Annotated in this window: 1 protein-coding gene; it reads left to right on the forward strand. The window is 71.6% G+C overall.

Translation table 11 applies throughout. The features are described from left to right. Positions 1–110 precede the first annotated feature (110 nt). A complete protein-coding gene (locus tag U9R90_RS36430) occupies positions 111–878 on the forward strand; it encodes an SDR family NAD(P)-dependent oxidoreductase (protein ID WP_411061787.1) in 768 nt (255 codons plus the stop codon). Positions 879–970: the final 92 nt, after the last annotated feature.

Raw genomic sequence — 970 nt, forward strand, 5'->3', positions numbered from 1 at the left:
CCCCGTAGCCCGCACCCCGGCCGCACAGCCAACCCCGTACCACCAATCCCGTACGGCCAATCCCGTACGGCCAATTGACGCCCCGTCAGAGAAGCTCGTACGGTCCGGTCATGCCCGTCAAGGCGTACGACCTCACCGGCCGCACCGCGTTCCTCACCGGCGCCGCGAGCGGCATAGGCCGCGCCAGCGCCGTACTCCTCGCACAGGCGGGTGCCACCGTGCACTGCGCCGACCGCGACGAGACCGGCCTGCACAAGACCGCCCACGAGATCAAGGCCGCGGGCGGCATCGCGTACACCCACCCACTCGACGTGTCCGACCGCGCCCAACTCCAGGCCGCGATCGGACGGCTGGGGCGGCTGGACATCATGGCGGCCATCGCCGGTGTCATGCACACCAGCCCGGTCCTGGAGACCAGCGACGAGGACGTCGACCGCGTGCTTGCCGTCAACTTCAAGGGCATCCTGTACGCCTGCCAGGAGGCGGCCCGCCTGATGATCGCCAGCGGAACCCGGGGCAGCATCATCACCATGGCCTCCGGAGCCGTCGACACCGGCGGCCCCGGCCTGCTCTGCTACGGCGTGTCCAAGGCCGCCGTCGTCCAGCTCACCAAGACCCTGGCCACCGAGATCGGCCCGCACGGCATCCGCGTCAACGCCGTCGCACCCGGCTGGGTCCGCACCCCCATGACCGAACGGCACAACAACAGCGAGGCCCAGACCCACACCGCGGCCCTGATGTCCCGCATGTCACCGCTGGGCCGGGTCGGCGAGCCCGAGGACATCGCGCACGCCGTACTGCACCTGGCGTCCGACGCCTCGTCCTTCACGACAGGCCAGATCCTCCGCCCGAACGGCGGCGTGGCGATGCCCTGGTAGTACGCACAGCCCGCCCCCGCGCAGGCGCCCCCGCCCCTCGGGCAGCGGCCCGCGCCTTCGGCACACAGTGCACCGGCAGCAGACTCAGCCCC

The organism is Streptomyces sp. E11-3 (assembly GCF_046540415.1).
In the GTDB taxonomy this organism is placed as follows: domain Bacteria; phylum Actinomycetota; class Actinomycetes; order Streptomycetales; family Streptomycetaceae; genus Streptomyces.

Excerpts from the sequence above, each read along its gene's own strand:
- U9R90_RS36430 (WP_411061787.1), top strand. The coding sequence starts at position 111 with ATGCCCGTCAAGGCGTACGACCTCACCGGCCGCACCGCGTTCCTCACC.